This window comes from Bradyrhizobium sp. UFLA03-84 (genome assembly GCF_002289535.1).
GTDB classification, from domain to species: Bacteria; Pseudomonadota; Alphaproteobacteria; order Rhizobiales; family Xanthobacteraceae; genus Bradyrhizobium; species Bradyrhizobium viridifuturi.
The window spans coordinates 18,884-35,581 of the sequence record NZ_NSJY01000011.1 but is presented as its reverse complement, the minus strand read 5'-3'; the positions used below and the strand labels follow the sequence as shown (position 1 = coordinate 35,581).

12 protein-coding genes are annotated in these 16,698 nt (G+C 57.4%); 6 read left to right on the top strand and 6 right to left on the bottom strand.

Annotated features, from left to right (window positions below):
* Positions 1-316 precede the first annotated feature (316 nt).
* Entirely contained in the window at positions 317-1,495 is a 1,179-nt protein-coding gene (locus CK489_RS12525; RefSeq protein ID WP_095732543.1) for an MFS transporter, read from the top strand.
* A 16-nt stretch (positions 1,496-1,511) separates the two neighbouring features.
* Positions 1,512-1,877 carry a DUF3088 domain-containing protein gene (locus CK489_RS12520; RefSeq protein ID WP_095732542.1) on the top strand — a complete coding sequence of 122 codons (366 nt, stop codon included), beginning with the start codon at positions 1,512-1,514 and terminating at the stop codon, positions 1,875-1,877.
* 13 nt (positions 1,878-1,890) lie between these two features.
* Here CK489_RS12520 and CK489_RS12515 read toward each other — a convergent pair whose 3' ends face one another.
* Positions 1,891-2,862 (bottom strand): LysR substrate-binding domain-containing protein, encoded by a 972-nt coding sequence (locus CK489_RS12515; RefSeq protein WP_158226435.1) that lies wholly within the window; start codon positions 2,860-2,862, stop codon positions 1,891-1,893.
* Between the two features lie 591 nt (positions 2,863-3,453).
* Entirely contained in the window at positions 3,454-5,595 is a 2,142-nt protein-coding gene (locus CK489_RS12510; protein WP_095732627.1) for a prolyl oligopeptidase family serine peptidase, read from the bottom strand.
* Between the two features lie 637 nt (positions 5,596-6,232).
* Here CK489_RS12510 and CK489_RS12505 point away from each other — a divergent pair.
* Both CK489_RS12505 and CK489_RS12500 read left to right on the top strand, forming a co-directional pair.
* Complete coding sequence (locus CK489_RS12505; RefSeq protein ID WP_095732540.1) at positions 6,233-7,417, top strand: aminotransferase class I/II-fold pyridoxal phosphate-dependent enzyme; 1,185 nt, start codon at positions 6,233-6,235, stop codon at positions 7,415-7,417.
* Between the two features lie 818 nt (positions 7,418-8,235).
* On the top strand, positions 8,236-8,769 hold the full coding sequence (locus CK489_RS12500; RefSeq protein ID WP_095732539.1) for a helix-turn-helix transcriptional regulator: 534 nt from the start codon (positions 8,236-8,238) through the stop codon (positions 8,767-8,769).
* Here CK489_RS12500 and CK489_RS12495 read toward each other — a convergent pair.
* Positions 8,712-9,572 carry a MaoC/PaaZ C-terminal domain-containing protein gene (locus tag CK489_RS12495; RefSeq protein WP_095732538.1) on the bottom strand — a complete coding sequence of 287 codons (861 nt, stop codon included), beginning with the start codon at positions 9,570-9,572 and terminating at the stop codon, positions 8,712-8,714. The two genes, CK489_RS12500 and CK489_RS12495, sit on opposite strands and share 58 nt — an antisense overlap.
* A gap of 166 nt (positions 9,573-9,738) precedes the next feature.
* Between CK489_RS12495 and CK489_RS12490 the strand changes: the two genes are divergently transcribed.
* The gene (locus tag CK489_RS12490) at positions 9,739-9,993 is read left to right on the top strand and encodes a hypothetical protein (RefSeq protein ID WP_095732537.1); all 255 of its coding nucleotides are present in this window, start codon (positions 9,739-9,741) and stop codon (positions 9,991-9,993) included.
* A 385-nt stretch (positions 9,994-10,378) separates the two neighbouring features.
* Here the strand turns inward: CK489_RS12490 and CK489_RS12485 are convergent, their stop codons facing one another.
* Positions 10,379-11,200, bottom strand: a complete 822-nt coding sequence (locus CK489_RS12485; protein ID WP_095732536.1) for a Crp/Fnr family transcriptional regulator — start codon at positions 11,198-11,200, stop codon at positions 10,379-10,381.
* Between the two features lie 368 nt (positions 11,201-11,568).
* On the bottom strand, positions 11,569-12,402 hold the full coding sequence (locus CK489_RS12480; protein WP_095732535.1) for an IS5 family transposase: 834 nt from the start codon (positions 12,400-12,402) through the stop codon (positions 11,569-11,571).
* Positions 12,403-12,903: 501 nt separating this feature from the next.
* On the opposite strand from CK489_RS12480, the gene CK489_RS40680 reads away from it, so the two are divergent.
* Complete coding sequence (locus tag CK489_RS40680; protein WP_143278130.1) at positions 12,904-13,200, top strand: hypothetical protein; 297 nt, start codon at positions 12,904-12,906, stop codon at positions 13,198-13,200.
* Between the two features lie 1,226 nt (positions 13,201-14,426).
* Here the strand turns inward: CK489_RS40680 and CK489_RS12465 are convergent.
* On the bottom strand, positions 14,427-16,676 hold the full coding sequence (locus CK489_RS12465) for a di-heme-cytochrome C peroxidase (RefSeq protein ID WP_245350342.1): 2,250 nt from the start codon (positions 16,674-16,676) through the stop codon (positions 14,427-14,429).
* Between the last annotated feature and the right edge of the window lie 22 nt (positions 16,677-16,698).

Genomic DNA, 16,698 nt, shown 5'->3' with positions numbered 1-16,698 from the left:
ACAGGATCGCTCAGGAATTGATGGCTGCATCTCAGAGCTTCGGCTCGGTCTAGCGAATGCTTTCGCGGCGGCCGCCGCAACACAGACTGATCGGCAAGCGACGCGCCTTGGCCGGTCTTATCGCGAGTGACCGAACGCCACAAGAGGTACAGGGAGGTAGATAGGTAATAAGATGCCTTTTGCCAAGCCGTCTATTGCCAGAGCGTTCATCGTTGGCTTGCGGGCTCATCGCACCGATGTCGCATCCCGAAGCCAGTGCCATCTACCTGTCCCTCCGCGTCAAGCGATCCGAAATCCTCGATGAGCTAAGTCAACAATGAGCGGATGGAGCACACGGCAGTTCATCTATCTCTCGCATTTGATCATCCAGATCGGCGGCTGGGCGTTCCGTATCGGCATCCTGATCGGCCTTCTGCAATCCGGCATGAGCGCCGCGGGTCTCGGCATCGCGGTCACTTTTGCGCCGATCATGCTTGGTAGCCTCTTCCTGTCGCCGTTGGTCGACAGGGGCGATCCGATCTCAGCCATGATGATCGTCAATGCCGTTCGCATCTGCGCGCTGCTCGCCATCTTCGGCAGCGACGGAGCCGATTCGTTTCTGAGCTATGCTGCAATGGCCGTCCTGAGCCTGGTCCAGCCGGTCTATTTGTCCGCAGAGATTGCTTTCTTTCGTCGTATCACATCGGAAGACGGCATGATCTCGGTGCTGCGCAATATCGCCAATATCGACTGGCTGACCTATCTCTTGGGAATGTTTGCAGGTGCCATGTTGTCCGACCAATTGCACTTGCCTGGCGTTTTGGCCTTCAATGTATCAGCGATCATGCTGTCATTGGTCGTGCTCCTTGGCATCAAGCAGCAGTTCAGAAGGACGCCAGCCGTGCTTGAGGCGCGCCCCTCCGGAACGGTGCTGGACTTGGCACCCCTCTATCCCGCATTCTTGGCTGTCTTTCTGCTCAACCTCGGCGCCGGCATCATCAACGTCTATCCTGCGATACATGCCACAGCTGACGGGGTTCTCGACAAAAGCGTACTACTGACGATCGTCATGGCTAATGGCGTATTGGCCTTGCTGGGCGCGCTGGCCGTCAAGCCGATTTACGACCTGCTGGGCGCTTTGCCAACTATTGCCGGAGCCGCGATGCTGCTTGCGGCATGCCTTGCAATGATGTCACTCGATGCCGGCCTGACTTTGGTCATCGTGTCCAGCAGCGCAATGCTTGGTTTCGGCCAGATATTTGCGGCTGCCGCTCACGCGCACATGGTTTCTTCAGTGGCTCCGGACCGTGCCGGTCGCCTCTCCGGGCTATTTCAATGTTGCACCTATAGCGGCGTTGCGGGAAATGGCATTGCCTTGTCGCTTCTAGGTGATCGGATTGCTTTCGGCACGATCGTTCTCCTATGTGCGGCGAGCGCATTTGTTGCCTTCGCCGTTGCGACCTTCGCGGTGGTCAGATCAATGGATTCTCAAACATCACGTCCTGCCGATCGCTAGATCAGGGATCCACACCATGCCATGGGATCAGCTGCTCCTTTTAGAACGCCCTTTTTCGGATCCGGCCTTGCCGGGACGACAATTCTACTGCTGGCAATGTTTGCTATTGGACGGGCTGCTATCCGCGTTTCCAAGCCACGCTGCGAGGCTGGACGTTCGTCGGATTTCCTGGGCGAGACCACGAGCCGCGCTCATCGAGAGGCTCGGGCAGGATCATCAATCCGCGCCGGTTCTGATTTTGGAAAAGGAAGGCCCTTTACCAGAGCATGCGAAGTACGCGAATGGGCTCGCCTATGTCGACGATGTGTTTGCAATCCTTAATCTTCTGGCTGCGCGCCACGGATTTCCGGCGCCTTACGCTCGAACGGTCGGCACCTTGTAGGCCATGGTGGTCATCAACGACTCGATGCCAGCAGGAACCGATCGGGAATCTTCAATCGAGCGGCTTGCTTGATCTGCCGGGTTGGAGCTCCGAAAGCCGATGGCTGATGATCCCGGCCCAGTAGTTCTGACAGCGCCCAGCGCTCAAACTGTTTGACAGCCGCGCTATTGCGGGCTTGCCCGTTGACAAACATGTAGATTGAGCGATTGACCGGCACGAAGCCGAATGGAGCCACCAGCTCTCCTTTCTCAAGGTTGCTTCTGACCAGAATCTGCGAGGATATTGCGGCTCCCAGCCCACTTTTTGCCGCCTCCAGAGTCAAAGAAAATGTATCGAAGACGACCTTGCGCGATGCTTGTAAGCATATTGCAGCTGCGCTGGCCCATTCGCTCCAGGCGTCCAGCCTGTCGGCCTCGTGCAACAGAGAGTGCGACAGAATATCTTCCGGGCTTTTGATCGCCTCGAGCATAGCTGGCGCACAGACCGGGCCAATCATCTCATTTGAAGCGTGCACCTCGCGGACGGGAAGCGGCCGCTTCAGTGGGCCGGCGACAAACAATACGTCCAACGCACCAACAGCGAGCGCGTCAAGATCGGCTTCGGTCTCAAAGACAAGGTCAATGTCCAGATAGAGTTTGCGGAATCGACCGATACGGGGCAACAGGCCGTGCGACAAAAACGTGGTCGAGCACCCGACCACGACGGAGGGCCCTCCATGGCGCCTTCGTAGCTCGTAGCATCCCTTCTCGAGCATGGTGAACGCGCTCGCGCAGCTGCGCTTGAGCTGTTCGCCGTCGGATGTCAACCGCACGCCCGAACTATGGCGCACGAATAGTTTCCTGCCGAACCAATCCTCAAGCAGGCGCATTTGGTAGCTTACCGCGCCGGTCGTCATGTTCAGTCGCTCGGCTGCCCGTGAGAAGCTTGGAAACTCGCTGACAGCCTCAAACAGATGGAGGCTTTTCAGGATCGGTAGCTTGCGCATTTTTCTTTCCTGCCTCCCACTGGGATAGCTGTTGTGGGGCTCTGCAGTGTGCGCCGATTTTCTCAGGCATCGACGACCGCCGTCGTTCGCCGCCGGAAACGCCCACGGAAGAGCCCTCCTAGGTATTGGCCCTGTCACGGCGAATTCAAAACGACCTAGCTCGCTGCCCAGCCGGTCGACGAGCCGTCGATCTAGGCACATACCCCTTCAGATCCGGTGCCGGTGAGACACAGTCAGATTCCATATTCGGTGCAGCGTTCATCGCTGCGCGATCTCTCAAGCAAAGCCAAAACCGGGCTTGAGATTTAGAACGCCAACTCATCGCCATCTGGCCCAGCAAAAGGTCGATCCTTCATGAGAAGGCGCCTTACTAGTCATATTGCATGACTGCTCGACATTGCGGGCTTGCGTTCGAGCACCTCCAGCGTTGTAGGAATTCGTCCAGTCCCGTTAAACTCTGCAACATCAGGTCCGTCGATTGGCTGGATCTGGGCATCGCTTCGCATCTCGGCTCGATGATTCAGCCGGCGGGCGCGGTAACCAGGGATCGTGAATGGTCTGGAGCCTGGTTCGATTGGTCCGTCCGCCGGTTTATTCAGAACAAAGCCGCCTCGAGGCATAGGTGTATTCAAGGGCTAGTCGACGCGCCGTTTCGATGAGGTTGGCCGCCGCGCTGTGCCCCCCATCGATGTTCTCGTAATAGAAGTAAGGCTGGCCCAGGGCGGCGAGCCTTGCTGCAGCCTTGCGACCGTGCGCGGGATGCACACGATCGTCCTTGGTGGAGGTCAGAATTAAAGGCGCGGGGTATGGCTTGCCCGGCACCAGTTTCTGATAGGGCGAGTAGCCTTCGATCCACGCGCGTTGCTCGGGGAAATCGGGATCGCCGTATTCGCCGATCCAGGAGGCGCCGGCGCCCAATTTGGTGTATCGAAGCATGTCGAACAGCGGCACCTGAATGATCGCCGCGTTGAAGAGCTCGGGACGTTGGGTGATTGCGGTGCCAACGAGTAGCCCGCCCTGGCTGCCGCCAATGACGCCGAGCCGGCGCGGACTTGTGATCTTGCGGCGGATCAGGTCCTCGCCAACGGCGATGAAATCATCCCACGTCGTCTGCTTCGCCGCCCGCTGGGCTGCTTGATGCCATTGCGGGCCAAACTCGCCGCCCCCGCGCAGATTTGCAACGACATAGGCATTGCCCTGTTCGAGCCAGAGCCGTCCCACAGGTCCTAGATAAGAGGGCAGCAGCGAAGCTTGGAACCCGCCATAGCCATAAAGAAGGGTCGGAATGGCGCCGTCAAACCTTCCGTTTTTCGGCCGCACCAGGGAATATGGAATTGCCGTGCCATCACGCGAAATCGCTTCGAACTGCTCTACGACATGCTCGGCGGCATCGAAAGCAGTCGGTGTCGTCTTCAATTCCTCGAGTTTTTGAGTTTCGGCATCAAAATACCAGAGCGACGTTGGCCTGAGATAGCTTGAGACGGCGAACATGGCCTGGTCCGCCTCGTCGGAAGCGGCTGTCACGCTGACATTGGTATGTTCGGGCAGCTGGATCGGCGTCGCCGACCAGGCTCCCTGATCGTACTTGTAAACGAACGCTTTGCTTTGAACGTTATCCAGGATCGTCAGGATCAACAGGTTCTTTGTGAAGCTTAGCCCGCTCAGGGCCTGACGAGGCCTAGGTTTGAAGACAAGCGAGGCTTTGGCGTTCAGTAATTCCTGTTTCCATTCAGTCAGGTCATACGAAATCACCGAGCCGGCACTGAAGCTGACATCACCCGACGGCGTCCACTCCTCGTCAAGTTTCACAAGCAGGCGATGATTCACGAGGCCTACGATCTCCGCTTTCTTCGGCAGATTGAGTTTGACGACCCCATCGGGGCGGAAGAGCACGTACTCATGCTCGAAAAACCCGATCGCTCGGATGACCCCGGTCGCATGAACATGACCTTCATTGTCTCGAAGCACCAAGGGCACCGCCTGAACATCGTTCGGTTCGCCGCGAAAGACCTCGCGCGCCTCGCTGAGCGGCTGAGCGCGTTTGAGCTCCTTGACCACAAAGGGGTAGCCGGCCTGCGTCAAGGAGCCCTCGCCCCAGTCCCGTGCAACAAGGAGCGTGTCCCGATCGACCCAGCTGACGCTTTGTTTGCCCTCTGGAAGATAAAAGCCGTCCGCAACGAAGCGCTTTGCCTCACGGTCGAACTCGCGTAGGAACGCGGCATCCTTGCCCCCGTCTGAAAGGCTGATCAGGCAGAGGCGCTCTTCAGGCGGAAGACAGCTGGCGCCTTGAAAGATCCAGTTCTTGTTCTCGGCCACCGCCAAGGCGTCCACGTCAAGGATGGTTTCCCAACGAGGGTCCTGGCGACGATAGCTTTCAAGCGTGGTGCGCCGCCAGATGCCGCGCACATGATCCTCATCTTTCCAAAAATTCTCCAACCCGTGACGTCCCAGGGAGACATATGGAATTCGATCCTTGGCCTGCAAGATTGAGAGCGCCTGTTCGTAGAAACGGTGATAGCGAGGATCTGATTGGAGCACGCCGAGTGTTTTCTCATTCTCGGCACGGGCCCATGCCAATGCGCCCTGCCCTTCGATCTCCTCGAGCCAGAGGAATGGATCCTCAGTGACCGCTGCAGCCTTTCGCTCCTCTGAAAGTGAACGCTCCTGTGAAAGCGCAGCGGAGGTGAAGCAGGCAATCGAAAGCAGCGCTGCGGAGAGGACTAACGTGTTCATGGACTTGCTCCGGCTGAGGTCGTGCGGCCACACGGGCCTGGCGCGTCAAGCAGAAGCTGCGGAAAGTACGCAACGCATGACATGGCTCGGCTCGCGCTATCTCGCGGTCCGTCCACTGCAAGCTGCATGCCGACCAAAGCGTCGCAATTTTCAGCCGCTTAGGGCTGCACGACGGTGTCCGCTTGTCGACATTGGTTGCCAAGCAGACAGGCGATGTCGACAAGACCGAGTGTCAGATAGCACCGTCGGATCTTTTGCGGCCAAGTTCCGGAACAGAGGACCGCTCGCCGTTGGAACGCTTACCTCCAAATGCGAGGTACAATCTTCCGAGCTATTTCATCGGGCAAACTTGTCGACGCGCGTCAGCATGACATAGAGCAGTACGTTGATCAGCAACCAGATCGCGATCAAGCTGAGGGCAGTGCGCATGGCGATCTCCAATTCGGGACTGTAAGGATCCGCTGAGACGTTCCGTTCATCATGCGGGCCAGCGCGGGCCGAAAGCACCGCGCCAGCCGCCAGACCTGTATTGTGCCGCTCGCCTGCACCGGCAGCGCAATCCGCCATGTGCTGTTCGCCCCGTCAGACCTCCTCGGCATCGGACTGTTAGGCGAGCAGAACTAGGCGAAGCTGTCCGGTGCAGGCAGGACCCAGAGTCTGTTCTGCGTATGCATCAGTGGAGCCGCCAGCGCCTCACTGCTTGACTCAACATTTGCATAGGCAGCCTCCGGTTGACAGCGGCCCTCAGGTAATCGACTTCGTGCGAAGCTCTTATCTAGGCCTCGACAATCATCCGGTGATCGTCGCTGGGGCGATCGAGGCCATCGAGGCGCAGCGGTCATTGGATTGGTCCTGGGCCCGAACACGGCTCAATTGCGATCTTCTGCGAGAACTTGAAGAATGTCTTTCCGAGATGTTCCGCGCGCGCGTGCTTGCCTTTTCCAGTGTTACGCTAGCCAATCTGGCAACGATGCCCATCCTTGCCTCGGGCCAATTGACGGGCGGAGCGAAGCCCGTCCTGGTGTTTGATAGCCTTGCACACACCTCGCTCACCTGCCGGCCGATGGCGGATGAAACGAGCGTGGAAACGATAGTCCACAATGATATCGACGCTCTCGAACGCATCTGCCGTGAAAACCCTGTGGTCGCTTATGTATGCGACGGTGTTTATTCAATGGGAGACTATTCGCCCATCAAGGAACTGCGTCACCTCCAGGAACGCTATGGGCTCTATCTCTATATCGACGATGCTCACGGCTTATCGATCTTCGGACGGCATGGTGAAGGATTTGCGCGCTCTCAATTGCCGCAAGAGCTCGGTGGGCGGACGATCATAGCGGCCTCGCTGGCCAAGGGCTTCGGTGCATCGGGCGGAGTGTTGATGCTTGGAACCGCCGACGACGAGTCGTTGTTTCGACGTTACTCCATTCCCGGCGTGCGTTCGGTGGCACCCAACCCAGCGGCGATTGGCGCGGCGCTTGGGTCGTGCAAAATTCACCGCTCGGCAGAACTTGGTCAGCGGCAAGCGCGACTAGCGCAACGCATCGAGCACTTTGACCATCGTGTGGCAACCGCCGGGCAAGGCAATTCACTGCCGATCAGAACAATCGCCATCGGATCCGAGGCCAATGCGATCGCAATCGCAAGAGGACTCCTCGACGGCGGCTTCTATACCTTGGGGACGTTCTCCCCAACGGTCGGGCAGGTGGGGATTCGGGTGTGCATTACAGTGGCGCACGAGGCCCGCCATATAGAGCGGCTATGCAAGTGCATCTTGGAGAAAATCGCAGAAACAACCGGGAAGCCCTACCCTTTGAGGTGATGTGACGATTTGCGGACGAATTCATTGGGCTGCTTGGTAAAGCTCAGTGTTTCGGCTGATGCGGAAAGCAGGATGGACGCCTGCAATTCGGGCTGTTACAGTGGATGACCTAACTCCAACCGGGATATGCGCTGAATCTTTCAGTCCAGTTTTCCGCAAAGAGAATACTCTTCACTCGGGACGACCGTTGGCACCCGCCTCTCGGAACGGGATAATTTCTCTGCGCTGACGATGATGAATGTAAGATCTTGCGCGCGAACCCGGACGATTAATCTAAGAAGACCCGGCGTTTAGTCGTATAGGCGTTGTCGGGTACCCCGCACGAGCGGCTGACGCACATCGACTGGCCGCTGATAGGCGCGAGTATTCCGCCTGCGGCGGCACGAAGCAATAGACTCGCCCTCTCAAGCAAAGCTCGCACGTCTCTTTGCGGCATGCGGATTGCTAGCACTGGCGACGCATCTGTTATGGCCATGACACCCCCGCAATCAACGCCCCAGCAGTTCAGATGAGACCTGCTCGATTGATCCGGACCAACGCGATAGACGCTGCACAGTTGTGTGCGGATTTGGCAGTTGAACCTTTCCGCGCCTGTCGCGCGCGTCAGTGTCCTTCGCTCAGCAGCGGGTCGGCGCGGCGTGCGCAAGTTCCGATCGATTTCCCGGGTTGATGGAGCGGAAATAAAACAATGAGGTCCAAAACGACCTGTCCTGAACCCCACATCCCAAAACCTTTTCATCAGCTCCACAACCGGCTGTCTGACGCGGCAATTGCACGGTCAAGATCTGCCCGAGGCTCCTGCAGCAGGGTTCGCATTAATGCTTGGTAGTCGCCTGCAGAAGTCCCTCGAGTTCCTGGTAGCCGGACAACGGAGCATCTCAACCGCTGAGAGCCGGATGAGCGGGATTATTCAGTTCATCTGCTGCAACATCGACAGAGAGGGACTTCGTCCTCTGCATGCGGCGAACGAGTTCAAGTGCTCCTCGCGCACGATCCACAGAACCTGCGCTGACAATGGAACGACCTTCAGTAAACTGCTTATGGAGATCCGCCTGTCTGTTGCCGCCTGGCGGTTGTGCATGGAAGAGGAACGCATCTCCGAGGTCGCTTACTCGTCTGGATTCGCAAGCCTGCCTCACTTCTGCAGACTGTTCAAAGCGCGCTTTGGCCTCGCCCCAAGCGAATACCGAAGGAATCTTAGACGTGATCTCGCAGGCGCAATCGTTCTCCGTCGTCGCGTCTCTGACAATGATACCGCTCGTCCCAGTTTGGGCGGAGCGGGTCCGGAAAACGTTCAGCCTAGAACTGTCTGCCCGTTCTTCACGACGGTAACCTGGCGCTCTCGAACATGACCTTCGAATGAAATCGAATCTCCGTCCTTCCATAAATTGATCGTGATGGTCTCACCCGGGAACACCGGGGCCGAAAAGCGTGCACGATGACGGCGGAAAGCAGAGGGATCGTAGCCGGCATACGTCGCCAACACGGCCCTGCAGGTCAGGCCATACGTGCACATACCATGGAGAATGGGCCGGGGAAAACCACCCCGGCGGGCAAATTCCGGATCGCTATGCAAAGGGTTCCGATCACCCGACAGACGATAGATAAGCGATTGGTCGGGCCGGATCGGGATATCGATTGATCCGTCCGGCGCTCGGCGGGGTACCCGATGCGGCTCGCCTTCTCCCTTCGATGGTCCACCAAAGCCACCATCGCCCCTCGCAAAAGTCGACGAAACGATCGTGACGATCTTCTCTCCAGTGCCATCCCTGACAACGATTTCGTTTTGAATGATCGCGCCTTTCTCTTTGCCCTTGTCGTATACCCCGCGCACGCGAGCATCCGCGGTAACGCTGGCCATGACAGGAATCGGCTTGTGAAACGTGATGTCGCGTTCGGCATCAACGATCATGACGCGGTTGAGGTCGATGATGCCGGGTCGAGCCCCCCAGACGCAGACCGAAGCAAACGTCGGAATCACCTTCAGCGGCTTGGGTGTTGCGAATGCCTCGTTGACGAATTGCAGCTCCTTTTCATTCAGAGGATCTGAGCCCATGCCGATACCAAGCGCATAAAGCATAACCTCACGATCGCTCCACGAATAGGGAGCGGAGTTCGTTTTGAGATTGAGTACCGCGGGATAGTTGATCGGCATCGGCCCTTCCTTGGTCAAATTGCCCTTGTCGTCAGACCAGCTCAAAGGTGGCAAGTTGGTTCTGCTTCCTTCGCATCACCGGATTGAAGGCATTTCAGTCGCGAGGTGCGACAACAAATGATTTCGCGGACTGATTCACAAATATAGCTGTTGCCGGGCTGATTGTTTGTCTGAGAAGGACAAGGATTGCAATTTCTTCGTCATTCTGATCGGCAATCCGCGCTCGATCATCCAAGGCCGGGCCCGTGCCTGCATCACTGTCCTTCAAGCACGGCAGGCAGATTTTTGGACGTCGGGCAACGAGCATTCCGAACTCCGCCGGGAACGTGTGCAGCTCGCTTCGATCCTCGCCAACTTCGATCCTCGCCAGCCCGGTCTGACTCGCTTTGCAGAAAGGGACAAGTCCTGTCCTTGTGTCTAGGTCGGTGATGGCCTCGGATCCGCCATGCGGTACATGGACGCTCGGCAAAATAGACCCCCGTTTGACCCAGTGCTCGGAAAATCGCCATCGACTTGCCGCTTTGAAGGTGGCATCCAAAGGATTCCAAGGGCGCCCCTTGCCTAAGGGCCACTATGCGGAAATATTCGTCTGTCACCTGCTGCCTGCACCACTCAGCCGAACCGCTTTCGCAAATTGCCCGTGGCGGAAGAACGCACGAACAAACGTAAAATAGTGTCGCCGAGTGCTACTCAACTGCCTTGAAACGTTCACCGATGCATCTGGACCGCCAAGATTGATCTCCGTGCAGGTGATATTGCACTGGCACTGTGTCTCCAAAGGAGGACAGCGCCTGGAGCGACGTTTTTTAGTAAATTATCCGTTGCGCTGAACTCACGCATTCAGAACAGGCATAAGCATCTGAAATAAGCTTGTAACAGCCACATGCTCTTTGCTCGAGTCCTTTGCGTTCATCAATCTGCAAGACGCCGCGTCGCTTGCGAATCAACCCTTGCTCTTCGAATCTGTTCAAGGTCTCCGTAACCCCGGCCCGGCGCAATCCGAGGACGGCGGAAAGGTATTCATGGGTAACTGGAAGCACCTGAGCATCAACAGCGTCACTTGCCAGACACAGCCAGCTGGCGAGCCGCTTTTCGCGACCGTGGCGGACCCCGCACAAACCTGCCTGAGCGCGATGCAAGGCCAGCGCTTCATCGTACCGGGAAAGCTGTTCTCCGATTTCAGGACGCTCGTTCATCACCTGACGTAAATCCTCTACACGGATCCTGTGCGCGCTGCCGGAAAAGAGCACAACAGATTGATGCGTCGAAAGATGCCCTCCCACTAAAAGCGAAGCGCCAATAGCACCGCGATATCCTATTACCGCCGTTTCAAGAATGCTTCCCGCCGCGACAATCCTCAGCGAGACGAGGCCAGACTCGATAAAATAGATGTGTTCAAGATGCCGTTTCGGCTCCTGCAGCACCATTCGTTCCCTGAGAATGATCGGTTCGAGGAACTCCCCTATCGCCGCGAGGTCTTGAAGAGAAACTCTCGCCAGAATCGCGTTTTTGACAAAGGACTGCGTATTGGGACGGCGAAGCATTTGCTGTGTGCCGGACACTCGCTTGAGGGCAGCATCTTTGGAGCTGTCAAGCGCCTCAAGAGGGGCGGTGACGTGGTCGGTCATAGTTCGGTCCGCCTCCCGGGATCTGGATTTCTCCGGCCAAAACGCCACTTAATCTAACAACGGCTTCCATCTTGATTGATGCACTGACTACCGCGTCGACGCTCAAATCCCGCGTTCGAGAGGCGCTATTCGACGGACTCCAACCGCCCAGTGGCAATGAGTTCGTCGAGTTTAGCAATCGGTCAGCCCTGCGCATCCGCCCGCGAGTTTGTGAGCAAGGCGTCGATTGGCGTATCAAATTCTGTTCGTGATCACGTCAGGAACAGTAGCAGGCTCTCGCAGCGTGGTTTACCGGTAAACTCCGGACGTCCAAAATTCCACAAACGTTGCGAGTGGTTGCCATCCTCAGAGTCCGACTCAAAAAGAGCTCAAGATTTTGAGGGCATTGCGAGGCGTCGGGTCAAGAGCCTGATATGGGCGACGAGAAGCCAGGCGACTTCAGTTGAGGCGGAAGCTTCGAAGTCCTTCGCGAGGCGTCGGCATCTGCCGAACCAGGCGAAGGTTCGCTCGACGACCCAGCGCCGTGGCAGAAGCTGGAAGCCTTTAACCCCCGGCGGGCGCTGGACGATCTCGATGGTCCACAGCCCGCAATGGGAGAGCGCGTTAACGAGCTGCTTTCCGCGATAAACGCGATCAGCAAAGACATGTCGTAACTTGGGAAGGCGATCTCGCAGGCGCTCGAGCAAGGGGACTGCACCATGGACATCCTGAACGTTGGCGGGATGGACGTGAACGGCCAGCAGAAGCCCGTTGGTATCGGTAACGATGTGCCGCTTGCGCCCATGCACCCGTTTGCCCGGATCGAAGCCGCGTGGGCCGCCGGCTTGTGTTGTCGGGGCACTCTGGCTGTCGATGACGGCCGCCGTCGGTGTCGGCTTGCGACCGAGCTTGCGCCGCGCCTGTCGGACAAGAGCCCTGACGATCCTGTGCCATCGGCGAGTGTCGCGCCAAGCATAAAAATAGCCCTGCACGGTCGAATATGGCGGGAACTCGCGCGGCAAAGCCCGCCATTGGCAGCCGGTGGACAGAATGAACAAGACTGCCTCGACCACCTTGCGCAGATCAACTTTGCGCGGCCGGCCCAATCGACGCCGAGGCGGCAGCTTCCGAGCGATCAGCCGCCACTCCGCATCGGTCATGTCGCTTGCGTAGCGTAGTCCATTCCGCAGATACTGAGCACGAGTGATTTTGGTCCATGGCATGGTGCTCTCCCTCGAATCTTCGCAAATCCGAAGGAATCACAGCCCACCGAAATCACTCACTCCTTTTTCGGTCAGGCTCTCAGATGGTCCTCGACTCGACGATGCCTTTGGCCGCTTCGTTTCCGTGCCGGACGGGCTGGCTGACTGCGCCGGGCCAGTTCTCAGATTGTCGCAACTCACGCCCGAACCGCATCAGGCTGCCCTACAGCCGGATTTTTTACTACTTCTCGCGCCTGCTGCGCTGAAGCAGCAACCCGGCATAACTTCGCATTCGGAAGCGATACAGGACCTTGGAAATATTGGCGGCCTGCTCCTGTCGTGCAGGCGATGGAATGCATTTGGTTGCACATCATCTTCACCAAACCGCGGCTATAATGCAATTAGCGCCCGAATAACGCATAAATCAAACGATCCGATGCTGTTTTCTTAAGGATTTCACCACGCAGAGTGGTGTCCAGGACTTATTCCGTGGTTTCATATTTCCTCCATTCGCGGGAGGCGATGACGCAAGCTCGCACGGGCCGTGCAGTAGCATGGCTTTTCATTCGTGAGGTCGAAGGGCTCGTGGAGCGGCACGGCGGATACTTCTTTACCGTCACTCGCAGTTCCCTATTTCCGGGATATGGTGAAGCGGGCGAAAATACGCTGCTGACTTACGACGCGCGCACCGCGATCGGCTCCGTCAGGCTGTTCAGGACGCAGGGCGCGATCGATGATGAATCGTTTTATCCTTCGCAACATCGTCAGGCGCGATCTTCTCGCCTTCGAGTCTCCCGGCACGCTTCCGTACTATCTTAATGGGCCAGAATAGACATGCTTGCAATTGAGTTGGTCGTCGTCCCTGCTCACCAAGCCGTCCGCGCTCGGCTGCTTGCTCAGTTACGAATGCCACTGTGGTCCCGCTCCATGAGTCCCGCACTTGGTCCTTAAGTGATTCCGTTACGACCACCCAGGCCATCTCGCGCAAGCCCAGCCACTTCGGATCCGCTTCCACGAAGGCGCACTCCCCGAATGCTTTCACGTCGCGGACGCTTTGCTGGTACATCCGAACCAACGGGCTTAATCCTTTTTGGTAGGGCCGACAGGTTCGCCGGATTCGCTCGCCTCGGATGAATGGCGACTAGAGCCTTGCTCGGGCCACATCGACGGGTCGCCGGCCAAGGCCTTCCGCCCAATTTGCTTGAGAACTTCAACGGAAGTCTCGCCTCGCGATGCGGCTTCTAGAATTTTGGAAGCGACGTGCGCTCGGGTACCAGTCTCGTGACGGGACACACCCTTGCAAACTTCATCCAGTACTCGACGAAGGCAGGCAATGGTTTCGGAGTCGAGCATAGCAAGTCCCCTCCATTCGAGGCGGTGCAATGAAGTACACCGCAAACGCAAACTTCCCGACGAAAATATTCTCAATTCGATGACATGAATGGCATGAGGCGATTTTTACACCATGTTACTTATGGTTGTATTATCATACAGTAAGCAGCTCGCGTGTCATCAAGTCTGACTCCTTTGGCGAGCCGACACACTTAGGCGGATCGTTCGATAAGCCTGACCATCTTGACGCCAAACCAAGGCTTCGCCAGTGAATATATCCGCTCGTGGCACCTCATCAACGATCGCCGAACTATTCTTCTGACCAAGCTCGGTTCATGCGCAGTGATCGGCGTACGCACCCCAGTTCACAGTTCCGAGTAGATGTCTGCGCATCTGTATGAAGCTCGATCGCGGGAGCACCTCCCGAGTTAGTGGCCCGAAAGAACATCGGACTTCTACTCTCGGCAGCCAGAGCCCCGCCCTGCTGCTTCAATTAATCAGCGAAGCATGGCGGCGCCCTGACATGAACGCTTATCAAACCAAGGACCGCCGCCGTCATTCAATGACCGGACCACATTGGACAACTCTTTGTACGGCACCGAATGAGATGTCTCGACAAGTACACAGTCCTTGCGTCGACAGTATGCTTCCCGCAGATCGGCTTGCTCTGTATCCCTGTGAAGAGCTCTGAGCTTTCAAGCTAACGGCTCTCCCTACAGCGTCTTCAAATATTCAAGAAGCGCTCGCCTTTCTGCTTCAGTCAGTTCCGGACCGATGACCCCAGGCGGCAGCTTCGTAATATCAGTTTCCTTGCCCTCGAATGAATGCCCACGATTGCTGTTCCCAAGCAGCGATACGTTGAAGTCCGTCAGGCCGGCCGCGCAGGCATCATTCGCGCGCACTTTCGCAACAAGCCCAACGTTAACAGGATCGAATTTGCGGCTACCAACGCAGAAAGAGCTTGGCCGCCGGCCCTGCGGCAATAACATGTCCTTGAGCGTCGGCACCGATCCGTTGTGCAGATACGGGGCTGTTGCCCAAACACCGTCCAGCGGACGCGCGCGGTACTGAGGTTCGAGGGCAAGGACTTCTTCGTCTTTGCCGTTACGGCTCACCCGCGCTCCAATGTATGCTCGTGGGTTTTGGCAATTCTTCCTCGGCCCCCACATCTGCTGCTTGGTATTTTCGGAAGAGTTGTTCGCGACGTTCCATTGATCGATGGTCTTGCCCACCACGTCCATCAGGGCTAGCACAAACAAAGGATCTGCCGCTCGATCGGTTGGAAGGCCGCAGCCCCAGGCCTTGTTCAGGTCGTCGACTGGACTGAGACCGATCTTTTCGGGTAAGTGAACGCGCCGCGTTGTCAGGACATTGGATTGTTGACGGTCAGTGCCGATCACGTTCACCGGCAGTTGAACGACATTGAAATAATGGCGTCCGCCGATCTCCACCCAATTCTTCTCGCCCTTGGCAGAGCGATCCGGGTTCTCCGGCTTCCAGAAGGAGTCTTCCGGCCACTTTGCGTCGAACTCGGAATCATTTACGGGTCCTCGGTGGCATTCAAAGCAATGCGAGCGATAGAGATCCCGACCTTTCTCAACGAGTTTTTCGTCGATGGCCCAGGTCGGGTCGCCTGGGAACCTGTCCTGCGCGTCCTTCCATCGTGGCGCGACAAGCCCGTTGAATTTCCTGCCGCTTGCCTCCGCAGATGAGAAAGGATCCGTACCGCGCAAAAGCTCCTCGAAGCGCGCAATGTCCGACAGATGGATGGATGATTCAAAAAGCGGCCGGCCCGGCGCGGGTGCCCTCATATTGATTTTCGCGCTGACGCCGAGCGCTTCGCCAGAATTGCGAACAAGTTCGTTGAGGACGGAGGCGTCATACTGCGCCCACAGGAAGTATGGCGTGTCCCAGATTGGCGGAAAGCTCACAGGAGCATCGTTGCGTGCGAAGTTGCCCTTGAGAAGCGGATCGGAAAGTACTCCGGTCACAGGATCCAGGAAATTGGTGTAGAAGACTTGGTTGCCGATCCTGTTCAAGGCATCCAGTCGGCCGAACCCCTCATCGAGATCCGCAACACCTTGCCCGGCCAAAAGGCCATCGCTTGCAGCCTTTTGAGCCTTAATCTTCTGGAGTGCCAGCTCCAGATCACTTCGCAGCTTCTTGCGGTCGATGCTACGACCTTCAATGCTTTCCAGCCGGTTGGCGAAGCGCTCGAACCGCCACGGCAGGATCAGCGTGTAGCCGATCGATAGTCCAATGACCCGTTCCACCTCACCGAGGTTGACCATCGCTGGTCCACCATCGAAGCGAATGCTGACATTCTTGTACTCGAGATGACCGGTATGACAGGCGGCACAGGTTAATCCGATCTGATCTTCGTAGAAGGCCCCCGTTGCCGGATCGATGCCCCCTTTCAGAATTGCGAAACCTACCGGCAAGCCCGTTGGATTGTCGGGTGTGCTCGCCGTCCAAGTCGAGCCTGTCCCCTTCGCCTCCTCGCGGTAGCCGTATGCAGGTGAGCTCGCATCAAAGTCCTTTGAGCTTGGACTTGGAATGAAACCAAGGCGTCGCAGATATTCACTGTCGGTCAAGCTCGTGTAATGGATCGATAGCTCGGGACGCTCGAGAGCCAGAAACCATCGATAGGGCACGGGAATGGTCGCCGTGCCCTGGGAGGTATGGTGGAACCAGTAACGCTGCCGCGAACTCCAGTTCTGGGGCAGCCAATACGCGCTATCGATCTTCGACGGCGCCGGCAGCGTCGCCGGTAGCAGCTGGGCAACCAGATTTGCGCTATTCTTGATCTTGAGCGCCGTATCGCGAAGCTTTTCCGGTACAAAGTACGCCATGCCCGCGACCAATGCTGCCACCACGAATACGATCGCGACAAAGAGACCGATGGCGTGCGGCAACCGCCTCAGCCGGCCACCGACCCAAGACCTGAACGAACGTGCCTCCATGGCAATCCTCCCTCATTTCAAA